The organism is Aquabacterium sp. (assembly GCF_016234775.1).
Classification (GTDB): domain Bacteria; phylum Pseudomonadota; class Gammaproteobacteria; order Burkholderiales; family Burkholderiaceae_C; genus Aquabacterium.
Genome location: NZ_JACRAH010000014.1, coordinates 67,288 through 90,580 on the forward strand (window position 1 = coordinate 67,288; position 23,293 = coordinate 90,580).

At 63.4% G+C, this 23,293-nt stretch carries 21 protein-coding genes; 13 read left to right on the top strand and 8 right to left on the bottom strand.

Going from position 1 to position 23,293, the window contains the following annotated elements; all coding sequences use genetic code 11:
• Positions 1-12 precede the first annotated feature (12 nt).
• Both HY836_RS04755 and HY836_RS04760 read left to right on the top strand, forming a co-directional pair.
• The gene (locus HY836_RS04755; protein WP_290674082.1) at positions 13-3,153 is read left to right on the top strand and encodes an efflux RND transporter permease subunit; all 3,141 of its coding nucleotides are present in this window, start codon (positions 13-15) and stop codon (positions 3,151-3,153) included.
• Positions 3,146-4,687: an efflux transporter outer membrane subunit gene (locus HY836_RS04760; RefSeq protein WP_290674084.1), complete on the top strand. Its 1,542-nt coding sequence runs from the start codon at positions 3,146-3,148 to the stop codon at positions 4,685-4,687. Before HY836_RS04755 ends, HY836_RS04760 begins: the two co-directional genes overlap by 8 nt.
• A 73-nt stretch (positions 4,688-4,760) precedes the next feature.
• Here HY836_RS04760 and HY836_RS04765 read toward each other — a convergent pair whose 3' ends face one another.
• The gene (locus HY836_RS04765; RefSeq protein ID WP_290674086.1) at positions 4,761-5,531 is read right to left on the bottom strand and encodes a SapC family protein; all 771 of its coding nucleotides are present in this window, start codon (positions 5,529-5,531) and stop codon (positions 4,761-4,763) included.
• A 145-nt stretch (positions 5,532-5,676) separates the two neighbouring features.
• On the opposite strand from HY836_RS04765, the gene ubiA reads away from it, so the two are divergent.
• Entirely contained in the window at positions 5,677-6,564 is an 888-nt protein-coding gene (gene ubiA, locus HY836_RS04770; protein WP_290674088.1) for a 4-hydroxybenzoate octaprenyltransferase, read from the top strand.
• A 723-nt stretch (positions 6,565-7,287) separates the two neighbouring features.
• On the opposite strand, the gene proC is transcribed toward ubiA, so the two are convergent.
• From proC to HY836_RS04790, 4 genes are read right to left on the bottom strand one after another with little or no spacing between them, the layout of a single operon-like run.
• On the bottom strand, positions 7,288-8,109 hold the full coding sequence (proC, locus tag HY836_RS04775) for a pyrroline-5-carboxylate reductase (RefSeq protein WP_290674090.1): 822 nt from the start codon (positions 8,107-8,109) through the stop codon (positions 7,288-7,290).
• Between the two features lie 9 nt (positions 8,110-8,118).
• Positions 8,119-9,978 carry a hybrid sensor histidine kinase/response regulator gene (locus tag HY836_RS04780; protein WP_290674093.1) on the bottom strand — a complete coding sequence of 620 codons (1,860 nt, stop codon included), beginning with the start codon at positions 9,976-9,978 and terminating at the stop codon, positions 8,119-8,121.
• A complete protein-coding gene (locus HY836_RS04785) occupies positions 9,975-10,709 on the bottom strand; it encodes a LuxR C-terminal-related transcriptional regulator (RefSeq protein ID WP_290674095.1) in 735 nt (244 codons plus the stop codon). Before HY836_RS04785 ends, HY836_RS04780 begins: the two co-directional genes overlap by 4 nt.
• Before the next feature lie 38 nt (positions 10,710-10,747).
• Positions 10,748-11,434: a YggS family pyridoxal phosphate-dependent enzyme gene (locus tag HY836_RS04790; protein ID WP_290674097.1), complete on the bottom strand. Its 687-nt coding sequence runs from the start codon at positions 11,432-11,434 to the stop codon at positions 10,748-10,750.
• A 37-nt stretch (positions 11,435-11,471) separates the two neighbouring features.
• Here HY836_RS04790 and HY836_RS04795 point away from each other — a divergent pair, with 37 nt between their 5' ends.
• The 4 genes from HY836_RS04795 (at position 11,472) to HY836_RS04810 (ending at position 15,300) form a co-directional block, all read left to right on the top strand.
• Positions 11,472-12,515 carry a type IV pilus twitching motility protein PilT gene (locus tag HY836_RS04795; protein ID WP_290674099.1) on the top strand — a complete coding sequence of 348 codons (1,044 nt, stop codon included), beginning with the start codon at positions 11,472-11,474 and terminating at the stop codon, positions 12,513-12,515.
• A gap of 1 nt (position 12,516) precedes the next feature.
• Positions 12,517-13,170, top strand: coding sequence for a Crp/Fnr family transcriptional regulator (locus HY836_RS04800; protein WP_290674101.1), 654 nt, complete (start codon positions 12,517-12,519; stop codon positions 13,168-13,170).
• Between the two features lie 79 nt (positions 13,171-13,249).
• The gene (locus HY836_RS04805) at positions 13,250-14,386 is read left to right on the top strand and encodes a PilT/PilU family type 4a pilus ATPase (protein ID WP_290674103.1); all 1,137 of its coding nucleotides are present in this window, start codon (positions 13,250-13,252) and stop codon (positions 14,384-14,386) included.
• 14 nt (positions 14,387-14,400) lie between these two features.
• Positions 14,401-15,300, top strand: a complete 900-nt coding sequence (locus HY836_RS04810; RefSeq protein ID WP_290674105.1) for an NAD(P)-dependent oxidoreductase — start codon at positions 14,401-14,403, stop codon at positions 15,298-15,300.
• A 14-nt stretch (positions 15,301-15,314) separates the two neighbouring features.
• Here the strand turns inward: HY836_RS04810 and HY836_RS04815 are convergent, their stop codons facing one another.
• From HY836_RS04815 to HY836_RS04825, 3 genes are read right to left on the bottom strand one after another with little or no spacing between them, the layout of a single operon-like run.
• Positions 15,315-15,959, bottom strand: coding sequence for a BON domain-containing protein (locus HY836_RS04815; protein ID WP_290674108.1), 645 nt, complete (start codon positions 15,957-15,959; stop codon positions 15,315-15,317).
• Entirely contained in the window at positions 15,960-16,538 is a 579-nt protein-coding gene (locus tag HY836_RS04820; protein WP_290674110.1) for an SIS domain-containing protein, read from the bottom strand.
• A gap of 51 nt (positions 16,539-16,589) precedes the next feature.
• On the bottom strand, positions 16,590-16,967 hold the full coding sequence (locus tag HY836_RS04825) for a YraN family protein (protein ID WP_367114624.1): 378 nt from the start codon (positions 16,965-16,967) through the stop codon (positions 16,590-16,592).
• Here HY836_RS04825 and rsmI point away from each other — a divergent pair.
• The 6 genes from rsmI to HY836_RS04855 form a co-directional block, all read left to right on the top strand.
• Complete coding sequence (rsmI, locus tag HY836_RS04830; protein ID WP_367114625.1) at positions 16,951-17,880, top strand: 16S rRNA (cytidine(1402)-2'-O)-methyltransferase; 930 nt, start codon at positions 16,951-16,953, stop codon at positions 17,878-17,880. The two genes, HY836_RS04825 and rsmI, sit on opposite strands and share 17 nt — an antisense overlap.
• A 139-nt stretch (positions 17,881-18,019) precedes the next feature.
• On the top strand, positions 18,020-18,979 hold the full coding sequence (locus HY836_RS04835; protein ID WP_290674112.1) for a triacylglycerol lipase: 960 nt from the start codon (positions 18,020-18,022) through the stop codon (positions 18,977-18,979).
• 271 nt (positions 18,980-19,250) lie between these two features.
• Positions 19,251-20,198 carry a triacylglycerol lipase gene (locus HY836_RS04840; RefSeq protein ID WP_290674114.1) on the top strand — a complete coding sequence of 316 codons (948 nt, stop codon included), beginning with the start codon at positions 19,251-19,253 and terminating at the stop codon, positions 20,196-20,198.
• Between the two features lie 187 nt (positions 20,199-20,385).
• Positions 20,386-21,318 (top strand): lipase secretion chaperone, encoded by a 933-nt coding sequence (locus HY836_RS04845; RefSeq protein ID WP_290674116.1) that lies wholly within the window; start codon positions 20,386-20,388, stop codon positions 21,316-21,318.
• Between the two features lie 79 nt (positions 21,319-21,397).
• Entirely contained in the window at positions 21,398-22,858 is a 1,461-nt protein-coding gene (gene tldD, locus HY836_RS04850; protein WP_290674117.1) for a metalloprotease TldD, read from the top strand.
• Positions 22,859-23,173: 315 nt separating this feature from the next.
• On the top strand, positions 23,174-23,293 hold a 120-nt coding region (locus HY836_RS04855), incomplete at its 3' end, for an uL14 family ribosomal protein (RefSeq protein WP_290674126.1).

A 23,293-nucleotide genomic window follows, 5' to 3' on the forward strand; every position in this document is an offset into this window, starting at 1 on the left:
AGGAGCACCCTCATGCCACGTTTCTTCATTGACAGGCCCATCTTTGCCTGGGTGATCGCGCTGTTCATCCTCGTCTTTGGCGGGGTCGCGATCACCAAGCTGCCGATTGCGCAGTACCCCACGGTGGCGCCGCCTTCCGTGGTCATCAGTGCCACTTATCCCGGCGCATCGGCCAAGACCCTGGACGAAAGCGTCATCAGCGTGATCGAGCAGGAGCTCAACGGCTCGCCTGGTCTGGCTTATATCGAATCGGTCAGCCAGGCCAATGGTACGGGCTCGATCACCGTCACGTTTGAGACCGGCACCAACATCGACCTGGCTCAGGTGGATGTGCAAAACCGCCTGTCGCGTGCCACACCGCGCCTGCCCGCTGCCGTGACGCAGCAGGGCGTGAAGGTCGACAAGTCGCGCAGCAACGTGCTGATGTTCGTGATGCTGTCGTCCACCAACCCGGCGTTTGATCCGGTGGCGCTGGGTGACTACGCCTCGCGCAACGTCCTGCCTGAATTGCAGCGTGTGGCCGGCATCGGTCAGGTGCAGTTGTTCGGTACCGAGCGTGCCATGCGCATCTGGGTGGACCCGGCCAAGCTGGTGTCCTATGGCCTGAACCTGTCCGAGGTCAATGCGTCGATCAAGGCGCAGAACGCCCTGGTGCCTGCTGGCGCCTTGGGTGACCGCCCCAATCTGATCGACCAGACCATGACCGCCACGGTGGTGGTCAACGGCCAGCTGGAAAATGCCGATCAGTTCGCCAACATCGTGCTGCGCGCCAAGTCGGATGGCTCGACCGTGCGCCTCAAGGACGTCGCTCGCATCGAGCTGGGTGCGCAAACCTACGGCACGTATGCGCGCCTCAACGGCAAGCCTGCGCTGGGCATGAGTGTGCAGCTCTCGCCTACGGGCAATGCGCTGGAGTCGGCCAAGCTGGTGAAGGCTCGCATGGTCGAGCTCAAGAAGTACTTCCCGCAAGGCGTGGATTACTCCTTCCCTTATGACACGTCCGGCTTCATCCAGATCTCGATCAGCCAGGTGGTGGAGACCTTGGTCGAAGCCGTGGTGCTGGTCTTCCTGGTGATGTACCTGTTCCTGCAGAACTTCCGCTACACCTTGATCCCGACCCTGGTGGTGCCCGTGGCCCTGCTGGGTACTTTCGGGGTGATGTCGGTAGCGGGTTTTTCGATCAACGTGCTGACCATGTTCGGCATGGTGCTGGCCATCGGTATTTTGGTGGACGACGCCATCGTGGTGGTGGAAAACGTCGAGCGCCTGATGGCGCAGGAGGGCTTGTCACCTTACGAGGCCACCAAGAAGGCCATGGGCCAGATCAGTGGCGCCATCATCGGCATCACGGTGGTGCTGGTGTCGGTGTTCATCCCGATGGCCTTCTTTGCCGGCTCGGTGGGCAACATCTATCGCCAGTTCTCGCTGTCGATGGTGGCATCGATGCTGTTCTCGGCCTTCCTGGCCTTGTCGCTGACACCCGCCTTGTGCGCCACGCTGCTCAAGCCTGTGCCGCAAGACCATCACGAAAAGGGTGGCTTCTTCGGCTGGTTCAACCGCTTCTTCAGCTCGACCACGCATGGCTATGAAAACGTGGCCGGCAAGCTGGTGCGTCGCGGTGGCCGCGTGCTGATCTTGTATGTACTGATCGTGGGCGTGGTGGGCTGGTTGTATGTGCGCATGCCTTCGGCCTTCCTGCCCAATGAAGACCAGGGCAACTTGATCGTCAACGTGCAGTTGCCACCAGGCGCCACGGCACCCCGTACCGAGGCCGTGATCTCGCAGGTCGAGGACTACTTCATGAAGCAACTCGAAGTGAAGTCGGTTGTGGGTGTCGTGGGCTTCAGCTTCTCCGGTACCGGCCAGAACGCTGCGCTGGGCTTCGTGACCCTGAAGGATTTTGATCAGCGCAAGGGTGATGAGCATTCGTCGCAAGCGCTGGCCAAGCGTGCCTTTGGTGCCTTGATGGGTGTGCGTGATGCCTTCATCTTCCCGCTCAACCCGCCACCGATACGCGAGCTGGGTAACGCGACTGGCTTCTCGCTGCGCCTGCAGGACCGCGCTGGCCTGGGGCACGACGCCCTGCTGGCCGCCCGCAACCAGTTGCTGGGCATGGTGCGCGAGAGCAAGGTTGTCACGGGTATGCGCCCTGATGGCCTGGAAGATGCGCCGCAACTGCAACTGGACATCGACCGCGACAAGGCCTATGCCTTGGGTGTGAGCTTTGATGCGCTGAGCTCGACCTTGTCGACCGCCTTGGGTTCAGCCTACATCAATGACTTCCCCAACCGCGCCCGCTTGCAGCGTGTGGTGGTGCAGGCCGATGCCCAGGCGCGCATGCAGCCCGAGCAGATCCTGCAGCTCAACGTGACCAACACACAGGGCCAGAGCGTGCCGCTGTCGGCCTTCGTTCGCACACGCTGGGTGACAGGGCAGATGCAGGCAGTGCGCTACAACGGCTATCCGGCCATGCGTCTGGCGGGTGATGCGGCTGCGGGCTTCTCGACAGGCCAGGCCATGGCCGAGATGGAAGCCTTGGCTGCCAAGTTGCCGCCTGGCATTGGTATCGAGTGGACGGGCCTGTCGCGTGAAGAGCAGCTTTCCGGCTCGCAAGCCACGACGCTGCTGGTGTTCTCGCTGCTCGCCGTGTTCCTGTGCCTGGCTGCCTTGTATGAAAGCTGGTCCATCCCGTTTGCGGTGATGCTGGTGGTGCCCTTGGGCATCCTGGGTTCACTGCTGGGCGCCAACCTGCGTGATTTGCCCAATGACGTGTTCTTCAAGGTGGGCCTGATCACCATCATCGGCTTGTCGGCCAAGAACGCCATCCTGATCATCGAGTTTGCGCGTGAGTTGCAAAGCAAGGGCATGAGCGTGCTGGACGCCACCATGCAGGCCTGCCACCTGCGCTTCCGCCCGATCATCATGACGTCCGTGGCCTTCATCCTGGGTGTGCTGCCGCTGGTGGTGTCCACCGGTGCAGGCTCGGCCAGCCAGCGTGCCATTGGTACCGGGGTGATGAGCGGCATGATCGCCGCCACCGTGCTGGCCGTGTTCTTCGTGCCCGTGTTCTTTGTGGTGGTACGCCGCTTCTTCCCGGCCAAGCCGGCGCGTGTGGAAGCCACCAGCCACTCAGTGGAGCCTTCTCATGAATAAGTCTTTGACGGCGCTGCATGCCGTGGCGGCTGCGGCCTTGCTGACCTTGTCCGGCTGCTCGCTGATCCCGACCTATGAACGCCCTGCGCTGGCCGTGCCTGCGCAACTCTCGGCCGAAGACGCCAAGGCCGCCGATGCCTCGGCTGCGCGTGCCGTGGTCGATCTGCCCTGGGCGCGCTACTTCCCCGATGCGAAGCTGCAAGGCCTGATCAAGCTGGCACTGGACCACAACCGTGACCTGCGCGTGGCCGTGCTCAACATCGAGCAATTGCGTGCCGCATACCTGGTCCAGAATGCCGACCGCTTCCCGACGCTCAATGGCAGCATCAGCGGCACGCGCCAGCCTTCATCGGCTTCGCCGTATCCGCTGACCACCTCGGTGACCGGTGGCGTCACCGTGTCGGCCTTCGAGCTGGATCTGTTTGGTCGCGTCAAGGCCTTGAGCGAAGCGGCTGCCGCGCAGGTGGTGGCTTCTGAAGAAGCCCGCAAGACGGTGCACATTGGGCTGGTGGCTTCGGTCGCCAACGCCTATTACGCGCTGTGGGCTGATCGCTGGCAACTGGCCTTGAGCGAGCAAACGCTGCAAACGCGTCAGGACACGTTCAAGCTGCTGCAGCTCAAGTTCGACAACGGTGTGCTCAACGAACTGGATCTGCGTTCGGCGCAATCCTCGGTGGAGGCCGCGCGCGTGACCCGTGCGCAGGCCCAACGCCAATGGGCACAGGATCTCAACGCCTTGAACCTGCTGTTGGGCAGCGCGGCGCCGGCGGATCTCCTGCCGCCTGTACCGGATGTGAAGATGCAGGTGCTGGTCAACAGCAAGAGCAGCGCCGAAGCTGCGCAAGTGGTGTCGGCCAGCCTGTGGCCTGATCTGAGCGAGCTGCCTGTGGGCTTGTCCTCCGAGGTGCTGCTGCAGCGCCCGGACATCGCCCAGGCCGAGCAGCAACTGATCGGTGCCAATGCCAATATCGGTGCGGCCCGTGCCGCGCGCTTCCCGCGCATCAGCCTGACAGCCAGTGCCGGTGTGGTCAGTGATTCGCTGTCTGGCTTGTTTGACGATGGGCGCAATGCCTGGAGCTTCTCGCCATCGATCAGCTTGCCCATCTTTGATGCGGGGCGCGCACAGGCGGGGGTCGAGTCGGCCAAGGTCAAGCGAGACATCGCCGTAGCGCAGTACGACAAGGCCATCCAGACGGCGTTCAAGGAAGTGTCGGATGCCTTGGTGGCGCGCCGCACCTATGCCGATCAGGCCCAGGCGCAACTGGCCCAGGCACAGGCGGAAGCAGCGCGGCTGCGTTTGTCCACCATGCGCTATGACGCAGGCGTGGCCAGCCAGCTGGATCTGCTGGATGCGCAGCGTGCGCTGTTCTCGGCCCAGCAGGCCTTGATCGCGGCGCAACTGGCCCGCCAGCAGGCCCACATCGGCGTCTACAGGGCGCTGGGTGGTGGCTGGCAGGCGGGGCAGGCCGTACAGGCGGGGCCTGGTGGCCGTGTACCGACAGAGGTGACGCCGCCTCGCAGCCAGGCCCAGTGAGGGCCGGGCGCCTCAAGCCGCCGAGTTCGATCCGTGGCTGAGCCTGGGCGCCCCAGGCCGTGTGATCAGCGTGTCAGTGTGTGACGTGCTGATCGCCGGCTTCCGCAGCGGCGCGGGCTGCCATCAGACGCTGGCCCAGGCGGTTGCCCAGCTTGTTCACGTTGTTGAGCGACAGCAGGTGGGCGTGCACCCAGCCCAGCGCGCCTGAACCGAACAGCTCCTGCACCGTATCAGGGGGCAGGGCGCGCAGCTTGTTCTCGTCGACCACCTTGAAGCCGTTGAGCGTGAGTTTTTCGCCCTGGATGTGGCAGTCGATCGAGCGATCGACCAGCAGGCCCAGCTCGGCCAGGCGTTGTGCAAAACGGGCGGTGCTCAGCATGTCCTGATGGAAAGACAGCAGGAACTGCTGCAACTGTTGCAGGTAGGGTGTGTCCTGGCCTTGGGCGTCAAACAGCGCCTCGCCTTGAGCATGGTCGATACCGTCAAAGGCTTCATCGATGCACAAGGTCATCTGGTCGGTGCCGGGTTGCTCTGCCAGCACGAAAGGGTAGCGGCGCACGAAGGCGGGCACGTAGTGTTCGTCAGCCCAGTTGCCCGCGCCGTCGATCATCAGGTTTTCCTTGTCGCGCAGGCCGACGATGGCCACCAGCGAGTGCGTGTCGCCTGCTGGCACGAACACGCAGGGGTAATCCAGCGCGGCCAGTGGCAACTCGGCGGCCGCCATCAGCATGGAATTGGTTTCACGCGCGAAAGCCAGGCGGCTGGGGCCCTGGTGGATGCGCAGGTTGCGGTGCTGTTCGCGGTCCAGGGGGGCTACGCGTTCATACATCAGCAGTGTCTTCATGATCAGTTCTAGGTGACGGAGATGTGCGCAAGGCGCGATGCCGCCCAGCATAGTCCGATTGGATGACATATTCGTGAGTGGGCTGGATATCACGTTGAGTCCGGGTGCAAGCAAAGGTGTCCGCGGGGTCGCGATAATGCGGGCTGTGAGCACCCTGACTTTGCGCGACCGTTGGTCGCTTTACCTCGATCTGATCCGCTGGAACCGCCCCCAGGGCTGGCTCCTGCTGCTGTGGCCTACTTTGTCTGCCTTGTGGCTGGCGGCTGGCGGCTTCCCGGGCTGGCACCTGCTGCTGGTGTTCACGCTGGGCACGATCCTGATGCGCAGCGCGGGTTGCGCCGTCAACGACGTGGCGGACAAGGATTTCGACCTGCACGTGGCGCGCACCGCGCAGCGGCCGATCACCAGTGGGCGGCTGTCCGTGAAGGAGGCATTGGGCGTGGGGGCGGTGCTGGCGCTGGTGTCTTTCGCGCTGGTGCTCACCACAAACCCGATGACGATCGCGATGTCATTCGGGGCCTTGGCGGTGACCATCATCTACCCCTTCACCAAGCGCTTCTTTTCGATGCCGCAGGCGGTGTTGGGTGTGGCGTTCAGTTTCGGGATTCCGATGGCGTTTGCGGCGATCCAGCAGCAGGTGCCTGGTGTGGTGTGGTGGCTGATGGTGGGCAACCTGGCCTGGGTGCTGGCTTATGACACCGAGTACGCCATGGTCGATCGCAACGACGATCTCAAGATCGGGATCCGCACGTCGGCCATCACGCTGGGGCGGTTTGATGCGGTTGGCGTGATGGCTTTTTACGCGCTGTGTGTGGCCTGCTGGTATCAGGTTGGGGTGCTGAGCGGGCGTGGGGCGTTTTACAACGCTTCATTGGCCCTGGCGGGTGCGCAGGCCTTGGGGCATGGCTGGCTGATCAAGGGGCGTGTGCGAGAGGATTGCTTCAAGGCCTTCCGTTTGAACCACTGGTTGGGTTTGACGGTGTGGGTGGGGCTGGTGCTGGATACCGCTTTGGGCTCTGTGGCGGTACGGTGATTCGTTGGCTTCCTGGTTGTGAGCTGTGGGCGTGCCGAGGTAGGGGCGCTCTGGCGGGGCAGCGCAGGGCGCGGATGAGTCGGTAGCCGCCAGGCTCAGACGGTGGCGGTCCCGCTTTGCAAGCGGGACGCCTCTGCGGTGCTCGCGGCGAGCTTGCGCTGGGAAACTCCCGCCGCGAACTGCGTTCGCTCTGGTCAAACAATCCCAGCGAGTCAGAAAGGGAGGCGTGCTGCGCACGCCAAGCTCGCCACTGCGCTCCTCGACGCCACCGACATCGCCCGGCAGCTACCAACTCATCCTGTTTCGCCCTGCTGGTGGCGTGCCACGGGCCTTCGTCCTTCGGCGGTTGTGGTGTTTGCCGCTCGCTGACCCGCATGCGGCATATGCCGAAGTGCATTCGCATGAGGCAAGCGGGGCGAAAAAGGGGTGAGGGGGCTGTGGCCTGGCGCCTTGTTGGTGCCGAGCACCGCAGCAATGGGTTGGGCGCGCGTCAGCGCGCATCGTCCATCTGGCTTGCCCGATTTGTTTGAACGCAGCGGCGCAGCCGCGTAGTGAGTTGGAGGGCACCAACCCATTGCGAGGAGCGCAGGGCAGTCCCGCGCAGCGGGACCACCAACATGAAGCCGGGACGCAGTTCCCTCACCCCGCGCCCCGCGCTGCACCGACAAAGCGCCGGAGCCCAGGCAAGGCAACCAGCTCGCTAATCAAGCGAGCACAAGCCACTCAGCGCCCGAACTCGTCACCCAGTTCGCCAGCCCGCTTCTGCGCTGCCCGCATCGCCGCGATGAACGCCGCCTTCACGCCCGCCGTTTCCATGCTGGTCAAGGCCGCATAAGTGGTGCCACCCTTGGAGGTCACACGCTCACGCAGCACCGACGGTACATCCGTCGATTGCGCCGCCAGCGAAGTGGCGCCACCAAAGGTGGCCAAGGCCAATTGACGCCCTTGCTCCGCGCTCAAGCCCATGTCCTGCGCCGCCTGCGTCATGGCCTCGATGAAATAAAACACATAGGCCGGGCCCGAGCCCGACAGCGCCGTCACCGCATCCAGATCGGCCTCCTGGCTCACCCACAGGGCCTGGCCCGTCGGCTCCACCATCTTGCCAATGACAGCGCGCTCATCCGCACCCACTTCGGCGCGGGCAAACAAACCCGTCATGCCCTGGCCGACCAAAGCCGGTGTGTTCGGCATGGCGCGCACGATGCGCGGTGTGCCCAGCAGGCGGGCCATGTCGTCGGTGCGCAGGCCGGCCATCACGCTGTAATGCAGGGCCTGGCCCGTCAGCGTGGCGTAGGTCTGGGCTGCATCCTTGAACTGCTGGGGCTTGACCGCCCACACCACGGTGGCAGCTTGCGTCAGGGCGGGGCAGGGGCCTTCGGCCGTCTGCACGCCCAAGGTGTCAGTCAGGCGGGCGCGTTGCTCGGCCACCGGGTCGATGACGAGGATGGACGAAGGCGTGCGGCCCTGGCGCAGCAGGCCGCCGATGATGGCCGTGGCCATGTTGCCGCCGCCGATGAATGCGATGTCAATGGTGGGTGTGCTCATAGCCCGCCATCATGCCGCATCCGTCGTCACTTCCTGCAGAAGGCGCAACAGCCGATCGGCCTGGATGGGCTTGTGCAGCAGTTGCACGCGCATGGCTTGGGCGTCCGTGGCCAGGCCGGGTGCGGCTTCGCCGGTCAGCAGGAAGGCGGGCAACTCGTCGCCGAATTCGTAGCGCAACTGCTTGATCGCATCCAGCCCGTTGATGGACAGGCCCAGGCGGTGATCGCTGATCAGGGCTACCGGCATGTCGCCCTCTGGCATCAGCCCCTTTTCCTGCAGGTGGATCACGGCATCCATCGCGCCATCTGGCGTGCTGGCGGCAGCCACCTGCCAGCCCTGTTGTCGCAGTACGAGCGAGGTGCCGTCCAGTACATCCGGTTCGTCATCAATCAGCACGATCACGCCGCCATGGCGTTCCCGTTTGTCGGCTTCTGCGGGTCTTGCATTCGGGGCAACGGGGCGCGCAGGTGGCTCCGCATGGCGGGTAACCAGGCCTTCCGATCCTGCCGGGATGAGCCGAGGCACACGCACCGCAAAGCAGGAGCCCCGCCCAGGCCTTGACAGCAGCGTGACAGGTGTCGGCCCCAGCATGCTCAAGCGGCGCACCACAGCCAGGCCGAGCCCCAGCCCTTCATTGCTGCGCCGACCTTGATTGGAGGCCTGGAAGTAGTCCTCGAAAATCCGATGCCGGTGCTGGCGCTGCACGCCCACGCCCGTGTCCCACACCTGGCAGACGATGGAGGGGCCACGTGCCCGGGCCCGCAGATGCACCTCACCTTGCTCGGTATAGCGCACCGCGTTGTTGAGCAGATTGCGCAAGATGCGCTCCAGTACGTGCGGGTCGGCATGCACCCAGTCCTCCGTGGCATCGATGCGCCAGCGCAGCCCCTTGTTCTCGCACAGCACGGAAAACTCGTTGTCCAGCCGTGACCACAGCGCGGCCAGTGGCAGGGCCTGGGCCTTGTAGTCGATGCGCTGCGCATCGATGCGGGCCACGTCGAACATCTTTTCGAACATGGTGCTCAGCGAGCCCAGGGCCGTGTGGATCTTGCTCAGCAAGGTGGCGCCTTCGGAGGCCTCCACATGCGGCTTGAGCGCGCTGCTCAGCAGCATCATCACGTGCAGCGGCTGGCGCAGATCGTGGCTGGCTGACGCAAAGAACTCGCTCTTTTGCCGGTCGGCGGTCTCTGCCCGCGCCTTGGCCTGCGTCACCTTGTTGATCTCGTCGCGCAACTGCAGCACCAGATCGGCGTTTTCGTGGCGCAGCAGGGCGCCTTCGCGCAGCCTTCGGCTGATGTTGAGCGAGACGATCATGCAGGTCGTCAGCGAGATGATCATCACCACGGCCAGGTAGTTGGACGAGGGGGCCTGGTCCACCAGCAGTCGCCCTGCGGCCAGCACCAGCAGGGGTGCCGCCCCCATGAAGGACACGGCCCAGTCGTGCACGGTCACCAGCATGATGGTGTAGCAGTACACGATGATGGCGGCCACGAAGGTGAGCTTCCAGTCCGAGCTGGCCTCGCCCAGCAGGGCCACGGCCATCAGGCCCCAGGATGTACCTTGAGCGCCATGCCACCACAGCAGGGCCATGCGCCAGCGTTCATAGCCCGATGCAGGGATGCCGAAGCGTCGGAAATGCCGGGCCATCAGCACGACGATGGCCCAGACAAAAAGCAGGCCGGTGGCAGGCACCATCCAGCGCCAGTGTTGCACCGGCCAGTCGCGGATCATCCAGCCCATCAGGACCAGGCCGACAAACTGCCCGATCATGCCGCCAGGCGCCGTGCGCCAGCTGTCCTGCAGCATTTGCAGGTCGATGCGGGCCTCGATCGGAGACAGGCCCCGAAGCGAGCGCCGCAACCAGGTCACGCCGCGCTTTCCCTGACGGCCTCGCTCATGGCAGACGTGTGCTGCAACTCGTCATCGTCGCCAGCCGAGATGGCAGCCGGGCTGCGCGAGCACAGCAACACCAGTTGCGTGCGGCTGTGCACGCCGTAAGCGCGGAAGATGGCGCTGACGTGCAGCTTCACGGTCTCGGCACTGATGCCCAGGGCCGTGGCAATGGCGTGATTGGTGCAGCCCTTGAGGATCCACTGCAGCACGTCCTTCTGGCGCGGCGTCAGGCGGATCACGCGGGGTGGGGATTCTTCTTCCGGCGTCGGCCAGTCCACCTCGCTGGGGGAAAGCAGTTCAGACGGGAAGTGCAGGCGGCCTTCGACCAGGGCGCGCAAGGCGTTCATGAAGCCGTCGATTTCGGCCAGCTTCGGGATGAAGCAGGAGGCGCCGTGGTGGATGCACTCCAGCGCAATTTGCACGTCGCTCTGGCCGGTGATGATGCCGATGCGCTGGGTCGGTGCGGCGGCGCGCACGGATTGCAGCGTCGCCATGCCGCGGCTGTCTGGCAGGCCCAGGTCCAGCAGGACGACGTCGATCGGGTCATCAATGCCGGCGTCCACGAGCTTGCTCAAGGCGCCTTGCAGCGTGTTGGCATGAGAGAAACGGGCAGCCGGATCCAGGCTGCGAATGGCCTGCATCATGCCTTCTCGGATCAGGCTGTGGTCATCGACCAGCAAATAGTGGGGGGCTCGCGAAACGTCCATACCGGGTCCTTCAGAGACGCCCCGATCTTAATTTGGCATTAACGGTTCCCAAATAGGGCCGTACCCACCCTCAACATGGAGGATCCCTCTTCGACGGCTACCTCCATGTCGCCACTCATTCCCATGGACAAGGTGTCCAGCGGAATGCCGTGCGATCGGAGGGTGTCAAACACGACGCGTACATTCCTCAGTTCGGCTTTTTGCAGTGCTGGGTCGGATGTCGGGGCGGGCAGGGCCATGACGCCGCGCAGCCTCAAGCGTGGCAAATTCATCACAGATCGGGCCAGTTCCAGTGCCTCATCCGGGGCGGCGCCACTCTTGCTGGCTTCCCCGCTGGTGTTGACCTGGATGCACACCTGCAGCGGCGGCAGGTGGGCCGGGCGCTGCTCGTTCAGGCGCTGGGCGATCTTGAGGCGGTCCACCGTGTGCACCCAGTCGAACTGCTCGGCCACCACGCGTGTCTTGTTGCTCTGCAGAGGGCCGATCATGTGCCATTCGATCTGATCGCGCAGATCCCCCAGGGCGGCGATCTTGTCGATGGCCTCCTGCACATAGTTTTCGCCGAACTTTCTCTGGCCCGCGTGAAAGGCTTCCCGCACTGTTTCAGCTGGAAACGTTTTGCTCACTGCCAGCAGGGTCACACTGTCGGGTGCGCGCCCAACACGTGAACAAGCCTGGTTTATCCGCGCTCTCACGAGTTGTAGGTTGTTTGCGATCGTCGCCATAATGGTCTGTCACGACATTGTCAGGTTGTCATCATCCATGGATATCACCCAACTGCTTTCGTTCTCGGTCAAAAACAAGGCATCTGACCTGCACTTGTCTGCGGGCTTGCCGCCCATGATCCGGGTGCACGGTGACGTGCGGCGCATCAACGTCGACGCGCTGGACCACAAGCAGGTCCATGACATGGTGTACGACATCATGAATGACTCCCAGCGCAAGATGTACGAAGAGACGCTGGAATGCGACTTCTCTTTCGAGATCCAGGGCCTGGCGCGTTTCCGGGTCAACGCCTTCAACCAGAACCGTGGCGCTGGCGCCGTGTTCCGGACGATTCCCTCCAAGATCCTGACGCTGGAGCAGCTCAATGCGCCCAAGGTTTTCCAGGATCTGGCCTTGAAGCCGCGGGGCCTGGTGCTGGTCACCGGCCCGACGGGCTCAGGCAAGTCCACCACGCTGGCGGGCATGGTCAACCACCTCAATGAGACCGAATACGGCCACATCCTGACGGTGGAGGACCCCATCGAATTCGTGCACGAGTCCAAGAAGTGCCTGGTCAACCAGCGCGAAGTGGGCCCGCACACGATGAGCTTTGCCAACGCCCTGCGTTCGGCCCTGCGCGAAGACCCGGACTGCATCCTCGTGGGCGAAATGCGCGACCTGGAAACCATCCGCCTGGCGCTGACCGCTGCCGAAACGGGCCACCTGGTGTTCGGCACCCTGCACACCTCCAGCGCCGCCAAGACCATTGACCGTGTGGTCGACGTCTTCCCCGCCGCTGAAAAGGACATGGTGCGCGCCATGTTGTCCGAATCGCTGCAGGCTGTGATCTCGCAAACGCTGTGCAAGACCAAGGACGGCTCCGGCCGCGTGGCAGCGCACGAAATCATGATCGGCACGCCTGCCATCCGCAACCTGATCCGCGAAAACAAGATCGCCCAGATGTACTCGTCCATTCAGACCGGTAACAGCCTGGGTATGCAGACGCTGGACCAGAACCTGACCGATCTGGTCCGCCGCAATGTGATCTCTCCCGCTGAAGCACGCGCCAAGGCCAAGATCCCAGAGAACTTCCCGGGCTGACATGAAACGATTGCTGGATCGCTTTTCCCTCAACGCAACCGGCCGCAAGGGGGAAGGTGACGCCGACGTGAAGGCGGATGACGAAGGTTATTTCGCCACCCAGTTCATGGAGCGCCCCGATAACGTCAAGGCCAGTTCGGCCTGGACGGCACGTGGCCTGGCTGTGGGCGCGCATGCGCTGGACCCGGAGGTGGGGCTCAGCCTGTTGCTCAAGAGCTGGGGCAGGGATGCCTTGATGGCCTCTCTGCCAGAGGAGCAGCACCGCAAGCTGATCCAGCACCTGGATTTCGTGACCGTGCCGCCAGGGCGCGAGCTGATCGTGCAGGAAGAAAAGGGCGACTACGCCCTCATCGTGCTGGAAGGCCTGGTGGCGGTTGACCGCGTACAACCCACTGGTGCCAGGGCTCGACTGGCTGAAGCCCGCGAAGGCGATGTGCTGGGTGAGATGTCCTTGCTGGATGCGGGGGCCCGCTTTGCCTCCTGCCTCACGCTCAGTCGTTGTTCGTTGGCCGTGCTCAGCAACGCTGCGCTGGACGAGCTCGCCATTGAAGAGCCCCTGCTCGGTCTGGCGCTCATGACATCAACCGCGCGCCGCCTGTCTTTGCGGATGCGCCAGCTCAGTGCCCGACTGGGGGCGTTGCTGACGGCCGGCTGACCGGTCTTGCTGCACACTTCAGCCTCCACCCACACCCCGCGCGCAGACGCGACATTCATTCTCTTAGGCAGGACCCACCATGGAACGCGATCAGGCCTCGAAATTCATCAATGACTTGCTGCGCCTGCTGATCACGCGCAATGGCTCCGACCTGTTCCTCACGGCTGAATTCCCGCCCGCGATGAAGGTGGACGGCAAGGTCACCAAGGTGTCGCCCCAGCCCTTGACGGCGGGACACACCATGGCCCTGGCCCGCTCGATCATGAACGACAAGCAGGCCGCCGAGTTCGAGCGCACCAAAGAGTGCAACTTCGCGATCTCGCCGGGTGGGGTGGGGCGCTTCCGCGTCAACGCTTTCGTCCAGCAAGGCAACATCGGCCTGGTGCTGCGCGTGATCCCGCAACAGCTGCCCACGATTGACGGCATGGGTCTGCCTCAGGTGCTCAAGGATCTGGTGGCCACCAAACGCGGCCTGGTGATCCTGGTGGGCGCCACGGGCTCGGGCAAATCGACCACGCTGGCCGCCATGGTGGACCACCGCAACGAGAACTCGTTCGGCCACATCATCACGCTGGAAGACCCGGTCGAGTTCGTGCACCCGCACAAGAACTGCATCGTTACCCAGCGCGAAATCGGCATCGACACCGACGGCTGGGAGATGGCGCTCAAGAACACGCTGCGCCAGGCCCCGGATGTGATCCTCATGGGCGAAATCCGTGATCGCGAGACCATGGAACACGCCGTGCAGTTCGCCGAAACCGGCCACCTGTGCATGGCCACGCTGCACGCCAACAGCGCCAACCAGGCGCTCGACCGCATCATCAACTTCTTCCCCGAAGAGCGCCGTGCGCAGCTGTTGATGGACCTGTCGCTCAACCTCAAGGGCCTGGTGTCACAGCGCCTGCTGCCGCGTCAGGAGGGCAAGGGCCGGGCGGCTGCCGTCGAGATCCTGCTCAACACGCCACTGATCTCCGACCTCATCTTCAAGGGTGAGGTGGGCGAGATCAAGGAGATCATGAAGAAGTCGCGCGAGCTGGGCATGCAGACCTTCGACCAGGCGCTGTTTGACCTGTACGAAGGCAACTACGTCACCTACGAAGACGCGCTGCGCAACGCCGACTCCGTCAACGACCTGCGCCTGCAGATCAAGCTCAACAGCCAGCGGGCCCGCAATTCGGACCTGTCAGCTGGCACCGAGCACTTCCGCATCGTCTGACAAGGTTGAGCCCCATGAAAGCTACAGACAAATCCTACGACCCCATCCACGCGCACAAGGTGGCCTTCATCGGTCTGGGCACCATGGGCGGGCCGATGGCGGTGCACCTCTTGCGCGCCGGCCATCAGGTCACGGTCTACAACCGCACGGACGCCAAGGCCCGTGCCTGGGTGGCCGAGCATGGCGGCGAGCATGCCCTGACGCCGGCCGATGCCGCCCGCGATGCCGAGATCGTGTTCACCTGCGTGGGCAATGACGATGACCTGCGTGACGTGCTCGTTGGCGAGCAAGGTGCCCTGAACACCCTGCCCAAGGGCGGCATCGTGGTCGATCACACCACCACCTCGGCCGAGGTGGCGCGCGAGATGTCGCACTTGGCGCTCGAGCGCGGCTGCTCTTTTGTGGATGCGCCCGTTTCAGGCGGCAACCTGGGCGCCATCAATGGCGTGCTGACGGTGATGTGCGGTGGCGCGGCTTATGCGTTCGATCGCGTCAAGCCGGTCATCCTGGCTTATTCGCGCGCCGTGACCCTGTTGGGTGAGAGCGGCTCCGGCCAGTTGGCCAAGATGGTCAACCAGATCTGCGTGGGCGGTGTGCTGCAAAGCCTGGCCGAGGCTCTGGCCTTCGGTCAGAAAGCCGGGCTGGACATGCAGCAGGTGATCGAGGTGATCTCGCAGGGCGCTGCCAGCAGCTGGCAGATGGTCAACCGCGGCCCCACCATGATCAAGGACGAATTCGAGTTCGGCTTTGCCGTGGACTGGATGCGCAAGGACCTGGGCCTGGTGCTCGATGAGGCGCGTCGCCATGGCGCACGCCTGCCCGTCACGGCCCTGATCGACCAGTTCTACGCCGATGTGCAGGCAGCAGGCGGCGGCAGGCTGGACACTTCCAGCCTGATCAAGCGCCTGCGCTGATTGACGGGGCCGTTTTACGGGGCAGTTGCGCCCGTGTTGGCGGGGCGTGGCAGCTTGCGCGCCAGTTCGTCTTCGCTGATGGTCTGCATCACCTTGACCACGCGGTTCACACCCTTGACGCTGGCGGCCAGTTCGGCTGCGCGGTTGGCTTCACGCTCGGTCACCAGGCCCATGATGTAGACGTCACCACGCTCGACGACCACGCTGAAGGCGTTGGAGATGATGTCGCGCGCATCCACCAGGGTCGCCTTGACCTTGCTGGCCAGCAACACGTCATTGGCACGTGTGCTGAAGGAACTGGGCAGGCTGACCATCAGCTCGTTGTAGACGTTGTCCACGTTTTCCACTGCGGCGGCGGCTTGCTGGGCTGCAGCCTTGTCCGCATCGTTGGGCACCTCGCCGGTCAGCAGCACGCGTCGGTTATAGGCGTTCACGTTGATGTGGCCGCGGTCGCCAATGGCTTCCTTGATGCGGTTGCCCACCTTGATCTCGATCGTCTGGTCTTCCAGCTGGATGCCGGAGGTGCGGCGGTCGGTGGCCATGAAGGCGCCGCCTACGGCACCTCCAAGGACCAGTGGTGCGCAAGCCGACAGGCTGGCGATGGTCAGCAGAGCAGCGGCCCAGCGCAGGCGCGCAGGCGTCAGTGTCAGACGGGTCATTTAAGCATCCTCTCCAAGCAAATGGGTGTCGACGGCGGCGCACAGTCCGTGCACGGCCAGCCACCCGATGGCAAACAGCGCCTCAGGGCGAGAACCGGGCAAGGGCACCCACACATCGGTGTCCCGCATCAGGGGCCCCAGCGTGGTGGCGCTCTCACCCGTGAAGGCAATCAAGGTGAGGTCATGTTCGCGCGCGGCCTCTGTGGCTTCGCGCAAATCGGCTTCGTCGCGTTCCATCGAGAACGCCAGCCACACGTCACCTGGGTGTCCGAGGGCGCGAACCTGTTGCGTCAACGTAGGCTGTGAGCCCCCTTGCGCGGGCACCAGCGCGTGCGCGGCCAGTGGCGGGCGCTCGCGCCCCGAGCCGCTGACCAGCAAGGCTGCAGCCTGACGGGCCAGCCACGCGGCTTCGGCCTCGCCAGCGCACAGCACGCGGCCACCCGACGTAATCGTGTGCATGATCGCTTGCGCCGCATAGTTGAGTTGCTGCGCCAGTCGATCGGATGATTGATACAGCCAGTCGGCTGTCTCCAGCAAGGGTTGCTGAAGCGATGTCTGCTGAAAGTGGGAATCCGGCATGGCGCGGATCATAAGTCAGGGTTTGGCCTGATCAGCGCGTGCGCATACGTATCAAGACGCATCAAAGGCGGCAGGGATCCACTCGATGGCCTCGCCATCGATGGCGATCACGTCAAAACGGCAGGGCGGCCACTCGCGCAGGTTCATCAGGTAATACTGGGCGCCCATGATGCACTTGCGCTGTTTGCCTCGGCTGATCGTGGCGGCGGCACCGCCGTGAGCCGTGCTGGCGCGCTGGCGCACTTCCACGAACACCAGGGTGCCGTCCTTGTCCTTCATGATGAGGTCGACTTCGGCGCCGCGCGCACTCGGGCCTCGCGCCACCCGATAATTGCGCTCCACCAGCGTCAGACCCTGATCCTGCAAATAGACCAGTGCCTTCGCTTCCCCTTCATCTCCCCGGGATTTTGTTGTGACCTTTGATGCCAATATGCTGCTCCAGGCGGCTCACCATGTGGCCGGCAGCCAGCAGTATCCCAAAGGTGCGCTGTACCTGGTGGCCACGCCCATCGGCAACCTGGCGGACATGAGCCTGCGATCCCTGCATGTGCTGGGATTGGTGGATGTTGTCGCCTGCGAAGACACCCGCGTCACCGGCAACCTCCTGCGCCATCTGGGCCTGGACAAAAAACTCATCGCCCTGCATCAGCACAATGAAGTGGGCAGCGCGCAAGGCGTGGTCGCGCTCATGCAGGAAGGTCAGCGTGTGGCCTATGTGTCGGATGCGGGCACGCCAGCGGTGTCCGATCCCGGTGCACATCTGGTGCAGGCGGCCCACGCAGCCGGTTTGACGGTCGTGCCCTTGCCGGGCGCCAGCAGCGTCACCACCGCCATGAGTGCGGCAGGTGATGCCCAGGCCAATGGCTTTCGTTTCGTAGGCTTTTTGCCTTCAAAGGGCGCGGCGCGCGTGAGCGTGTTGCAGGCGGTGCTGGGAGGGCGCGACAGTGTCGTGCTGTTCGAGGCCCCGCACCGCATCGAGACCCTGGCCAAGGAGTTGGGCGAGGTCCTGCCACAGGGTCAGGTCACCATCTGCCGAGAGCTGACCAAGCAGTTCGAGAGCATTACCAAGTTGGATATCGCCGAGATGTCGGCCTGGCTGAAGGGGGATCCCAACCGTTTGCGCGGCGAGTTCGTGCTGGTCGTGCATGGCGTACCGCGCGCCGATGAGGAAGGGCAGACCTTGTCTCCCGCCATGGATGCCTTGCTCAAAGAGCTTGTTCGCCATGTGCCCGTCAAGCTGGCCGCCGGCTTGGTCGCGGATGCCGCCGGCATGCCGAAGAAGGCGCTGTACGACCACGCGCTGGCACATAGAAATGCGGACGATCCTGACGATTTGTCGTGAGATCTCCCGCCTGGCCCCATGAGCATGGGGTGAGGGCAACCCGCAGTTTTCGGGTTTACCTGAAGGTGCGTATTTAACGACGATCGAAGAATGAAGCTCAGCAGCCGACACGAGCTGCCCCATCCATAGGAGAGCTTCCATGACATCGTCTTCCCTTCGCCAGGTTTGTGCTGCGGTGGCTGTTGCTGCCGCTGGTATGGCTGCCGTGCCTGCTCAGGCTCAGTTGCTGTCGTCCCTGTTCAGCCCTGCCAAGACCAAGAACCCCATCGTGCTGGTGCACGGCTTCATCGGGTTTGACAACGTGCTGGGCATCCAGTACTTCTACGACATCCCCAACAACCTGCGCAAGGATGGCGCCACGGTCTACATCGCATCTGTCAACCCTTCTCAGACCACCGAATTCCGTGGTGAAGAGTTGGTCCAGCAGATGAAGCAATGGGCCGCCAAGGACGGCGTCAAGAAGTTCAACCTGATCGGCCACAGTCATGGCGGCCCCACCGTGCGTTATGCCGCCGGCACGGTGCCTTCGATGGTGGCTTCGGTCAGCACCATGGCCGGCACCCACTTCGGCTCCAAGGTCGCAGATGACATCCTGGCCAACACCACGCCCGGCGGTGGCTTCGACAAGCTGGCCACGGCTGGCCTGAAGCTGATCTCCTGGTTGACCGGCAACAAGACTACCAGCGACACCGACCTGTTGACCGCCCTGAAGGCCCTCAGTGGCCCTGGCGCTGCCGCCTTCAATGCCAAGTTCCCGGTTGGAGCCCCGACCACGGCTTGCGGCACGGGCCCTGAAGTAGCCAGCGTCAATGGCAACAGCATGCGCTGGTATTCCTTCTCCGGCACATCGGTCAAGACCAATGGCTGGGACATCTCCGATGCCATCCTGGCGTACACCGCTGAGTACTTCAAGGGCGAAGCCAACGACGGCCTGGTCTCTCGGTGTTCCAGTCACTGGGGCAAAGTCGTCAAGGACAACTACGACTGGAACCACCTGGACGAAATCAACCAGGTTCTGGGCGGCATCGGCAAGAACGCACCTGATCCCGTTGCCTTCTACAAGCAGCACGCCAACCGCCTGAAGCTCGCAGGTCTTTGATCTGTGTTGCCAGTGCCTCGCTCGCGCAGCGGGGCATCAAGGGGTGCCATTTTCAGGCCGGCCTTCTTTTTGGAGGCCGGCTTTTTTTATCTGTCGCCAAAGCACCCCACGCACTTGTTACTAACCGCTACAACCATCGTGGGAGATCGCTTTCCCCGGATGTCGGGTATGCCCGCGGTTTCGTTTAACGGCCAGTGAAGATACTTGCCTCGTCCGCCAATCGATAAACATCTGACGTACACAACAGCGGACACGTCCAAGGAGCGCAAGCATGAAATTCAACTTCTCTATCAAGACTATCTGTGCCGCTGTTGCTGTGACGGGTGCTGCCATGGCCGTGGCTCCTGCTGCCCACGCTGGCACGACCGCCAAGACCAAGTACCCCATCGTGCTGGTCCACGGTTTCATCGGCTTTGACAATGTGCTGGGCATCCAGTACTTCTATCAAATTCCAGCCAAGCTGCGAGATGAAGGCGCCACCGTCTACATCGCTTCGGTCAACCCTTCGCAAACCACTGAATTCCGTGGCGAGGAGCTGGTCCAGCAGATGAAGCAATGGGCCGCCAAGGATGGCGTCAAGAAGTTCAACCTGATCGGCCACAGCCATGGCGGCCCTACCGTGCGTTACGCAGCGGGCACCGCACCGTCGATGGTGTCCTCGGTCAGCACCATGGCCGGTACCCACTTTGGCTCCAAGGTGGCTGACGACATCCTGGCAGGCACGACACCCGGCGGTGGCTTTGATCAGGCTGCCACGGCGGGCCTGAAGCTCATCTCCTGGCTGACAGGTAACAAGACCACCAGTGACACCGATCTGCTGACTGCCTTGAAGGCCCTGAGCGCTCCTGGCGCTGCTGCCTTCAACGCCAAGTTCCCCGCTGGCGCGCCTACCACCACCTGTGGTGCCGGCCCTGAAAAAGCCAGCATTGCTGGCAATGCCATGCGTTGGTACTCGTTCTCCGGCACCTCGGTGAAGACCAATGGTTGGGACATCTCCGATGCCCTGCTGGCCTACACCGGCGACTACTTCAAGGGCGAAGCCAACGACGGTCTGGTGTCGCGTTGCTCCAGCCATTGGGGCAAGGTCATCAAGGACAACTACACCTGGAACCACCTGGACGAAATCAACCAGGTTCTGGGCTCCATCGGCAGCGGTTCGCCTGATCCTGTGGCCTTCTACGTCCAGCACGCCAACCGCCTGAAGTGGGCTCTCCTCTGATCGAGGTCAGCCTGAGCTGAAAGGCTCTGCGGCATCAAGGTCGATCCTCCATTCACGGGGATCGGCCTTTGTTCTTTGAGAAACCGGGCATTAGCCCTGGGTACGACTGAAACATGAAACCCTGAGAATGGGTTCAACAAGAAGGCTCAAGTTGTAGCGAGCCTCGATGAGTTGGAGCAAGATGATGATGCGCACGATGCAAATGCGTGGATGGATGGTGGCGGGCGGCATCGCAGTCGCATTGGGCGCTTCTGCGCTGTGGATGACGCACCGTGGCACGGACGGATCGGGCGGTTCAGGCTCGGCTGGTGGATCCGGTTGGGGCATGATCGGTGCGACATCGGATACCGCGCCGCAAGCTGATGCTGCATCGGCCAAGACGATGAGCCCGGACCAGGTTCGCAACCGGCTCTTCAAGGAAGGCTCATTCGCCGGCACCGAGCCCTCAGGTGATTGGTGTGTGGCGTCTGCCAAGCTCTCACCTTGCCCTGATTTGCGCAAGCGCTTCGAGTACTACATCCTGGGCCTGGGTGAAGTCACCATCGACGACATCAAGGCGCTGGTCGCCGATGAAGCGCGCAAGGCCCATGGCGAGCAGCTCGGCAACGAGATCATGGCCATCTGGGACAAGTACTGGCAGATCCGCACCTACCAGTACCGCAACAAGTTCGACCAGTCCGATCGCAGCACCTGGCTGGCCGTGTTCGACGAGCAAAAGCAGGTGCGCCGCCAGATCCTGGGCTCCGACTGGGCCAAGGCCTTTTTCGAGCACGACGAGCAGAGCTTCAAGCAGTACTACGCTCAGTTGGAATCCGGTCAGCCGCCTCCGCCTGATCCCGGCGAACCCGTGCCCCAGATGGCGCCTGGCAAGGACCCTGCCGCCGTGCACGCCGAGCGTGTCGCGCGCTATGGCCAGGCCGCCGCTGATCGCCTGGCGAAGGTGGACGAAGAATGGGCCGACTGGGAGCGCCGTCTGGCGGGTGCGCGCGCCGAATGGGATCGCCTGAAGAGCGCAACCAACCTGTCTGACACCCAGCGCAAGCAGGAAATGCAGGCCTATATCAACAGCCATTTCAAGCCCGACGAGCACCTGCGTGTCGAGGCCTTGCTGCATCTCTGACACGGTAGATACCCGCTAGATAACCCCTGGATATCCTCGGTAGGCACGCGCTTGCTCAGGCCGTGCCTACAATGGGGCCATGATCGCTGTCGACGCCACCATCGCCCGCCTCCAGACTGCCCGCGAGCTGCTGCTCGCACCGTATGGCCTGGACGAATCCACCCTGCTCAAGGCCCTCAAGGTCATCACCGAACACCGGGTCGATGACGCGGACCTGTACTTCCAGTACACCCGCAGCGAAGGCTGGAGCCTGGAGGAAGGTATCGTCAAATCCGGCAGCTTCGGCATCGACCAGGGCGTGGGCGTGCGCGCCATCTCCGGCGAAAAAACCGCCTTCGCCTACTCCGACGACATTTCTGAAGCCGCCTTGCTGGATGCTGCCCGCACCGTGCGCACCATTGCCGCAGCCGGCCAAAGCCGCCGCGTCAAGGTGGGTGAGCACCGCGTGGCCCCCTCGCGCAGCCTCTACGCCTCGTTTGACCCCATCGCCTCGCTGGACAGCGCCGCCAAGGTGGCCCTGCTGGAAGACGTGGAGCGCCGCGCCCGTGCCAAGGACCCGCGCATCGTGCAGGTCATGGCCGGCCTGGGCTGTGAATACGACGTCGTGATGGTGGCCCGTGCCGATGGCACCCTGGCTGCCGACGTGCGCCCCCTGATTCGCCTGTCCCTGACCGTGATCGCCGAACAGGCCGGTCGCCGTGAAGTGGGTTCCTCCGGCGGCGGCGGTCGCTACGACCTGTCCTACTTCACCCAGGCCGTGACCGACCAATATGTCGATCAGGCCGTGCATGCCGCCCTGATCAACCTCGAGGCCCGCCCCGCGCCCGCCGGCGAGATGACCGTGGTGCTCGGCAACGGCTGGCCCGGCATCCTGCTGCACGAGGCTGTGGGCCATGGCCTGGAAGGCGACTTCAACCGCAAGGGCTCCAGCGTGTTCTCGGGCCGGGTGGGGCAGCGCGTGGCCGCCAAGGGCGTCACCGTGCTGGACGACGGCACCCTGCCGGATCGCCGCGGTTCGCTCAACATCGACGACGAGGGTTATGCAACCCAGCGCACCGTGCTGATCGAAGACGGCATCCTCCAAGGCTATATGCAGGACGCCACCAACGCCCGCCTGATGAAAACCGGCCAGACCGGCAACGGCCGTCGCGAAAGCTACGCCCACCTGCCCATGCCTCGTATGACCAACACCTACATGCTGGCTGGCGACAAGGATCCGCAGGAGATCATCGCTTCCATCGAGCGTGGGCTGTACGCCGCCAATTTCGGTGGTGGCCAGGTGGACATCACCTCCGGCAAGTTCGTATTCTCTGCCAGCGAGGCCTACTGGGTCGAAAACGGCAAGATCCAGTACCCCGTCAAGGGCGCCACCCTGATCGGCAACGGCCCGGATGCCATGACCCGCGTCAGCATGATCGGCAACGACCTGGCGCTCGACAGCGGTGTGGGCACCTGCGGCAAAGAAGGCCAGAGCGTGCCCGTTGGTGTGGGGCAGCCCACGTTGCGCATCGAAGGCCTGACCGTAGGTGGCACGGCCTGATCCGGCTCTTTTTACAGATTTCCGCCCCTTGTTCAATTATTTGCATGCAGTGCTTGACCCAGACGTCGAAACTCGTGCATAATTCAAGGCTTCGCTGATCAAGCAGCGGACTTTGGCCCAAAACCTCTTTGCTAAAACAGAGAGGGCCCTCGCAAAGATTGCTGGCAAGACTCAAATTGCATGTGATCAAAGCGCTGCGGCAGGGACTCACAAAGTCAGCTGCTTTTTTCAGATCCGCCCGTTCTACGGGCCCAAGACTGACCGTTCGTTGTTGTGCAGTTGTTGTGCAGCCGTTCGGGCCAAGTTGGGGTAACCATGATCCAAATGCAATCGCGACTTGACGTCGCTGACAACACTGGTGCTAAGAGCGTCATGTGCATCAAGGTGCTCGGTGGCTCTAAGCGTCGTTACGCCGGTATCGGCGACATCATCAAG

Bases quoted from the DNA above. Each gene is read 5' to 3' on its own strand.
- HY836_RS04785 (WP_290674095.1), bottom strand. From the start codon at position 10,709: ATGGACGTTTCGCGAGCCCCCCACTATTTGCTGGTCGATGACCACAGC.
- HY836_RS04810 (WP_290674105.1), top strand. From the start codon at position 14,401: ATGAAAGCTACAGACAAATCCTACGACCCCATCCACGCGCACAAGGTG.
- HY836_RS04820 (WP_290674110.1), bottom strand. From the start codon at position 16,538: ATGCCGGATTCCCACTTTCAGCAGACATCGCTTCAGCAACCCTTGCTG.
- HY836_RS04805 (WP_290674103.1), top strand. From the start codon at position 13,250: ATGGAACGCGATCAGGCCTCGAAATTCATCAATGACTTGCTGCGCCTG.
- HY836_RS04800 (WP_290674101.1), top strand. From the start codon at position 12,517: ATGAAACGATTGCTGGATCGCTTTTCCCTCAACGCAACCGGCCGCAAG.
- HY836_RS04755 (WP_290674082.1), top strand. From the start codon at position 13: ATGCCACGTTTCTTCATTGACAGGCCCATCTTTGCCTGGGTGATCGCG.
- HY836_RS04815 (WP_290674108.1), bottom strand. From the start codon at position 15,959: ATGACCCGTCTGACACTGACGCCTGCGCGCCTGCGCTGGGCCGCTGCT.
- HY836_RS04845 (WP_290674116.1), top strand. From the start codon at position 20,386: ATGCGCACGATGCAAATGCGTGGATGGATGGTGGCGGGCGGCATCGCA.
- HY836_RS04765 (WP_290674086.1), bottom strand. From the start codon at position 5,531: ATGAAGACACTGCTGATGTATGAACGCGTAGCCCCCCTGGACCGCGAA.
- HY836_RS04840 (WP_290674114.1), top strand. From the start codon at position 19,251: ATGAAATTCAACTTCTCTATCAAGACTATCTGTGCCGCTGTTGCTGTG.
- HY836_RS04835 (WP_290674112.1), top strand. From the start codon at position 18,020: ATGACATCGTCTTCCCTTCGCCAGGTTTGTGCTGCGGTGGCTGTTGCT.
- HY836_RS04760 (WP_290674084.1), top strand. From the start codon at position 3,146: ATGAATAAGTCTTTGACGGCGCTGCATGCCGTGGCGGCTGCGGCCTTG.
- HY836_RS04790 (WP_290674097.1), bottom strand. From the start codon at position 11,434: ATGGCGACGATCGCAAACAACCTACAACTCGTGAGAGCGCGGATAAAC.
- HY836_RS04795 (WP_290674099.1), top strand. From the start codon at position 11,472: ATGGATATCACCCAACTGCTTTCGTTCTCGGTCAAAAACAAGGCATCT.
- tldD (WP_290674117.1), top strand. From the start codon at position 21,398: ATGATCGCTGTCGACGCCACCATCGCCCGCCTCCAGACTGCCCGCGAG.
- proC (WP_290674090.1), bottom strand. From the start codon at position 8,109: ATGAGCACACCCACCATTGACATCGCATTCATCGGCGGCGGCAACATG.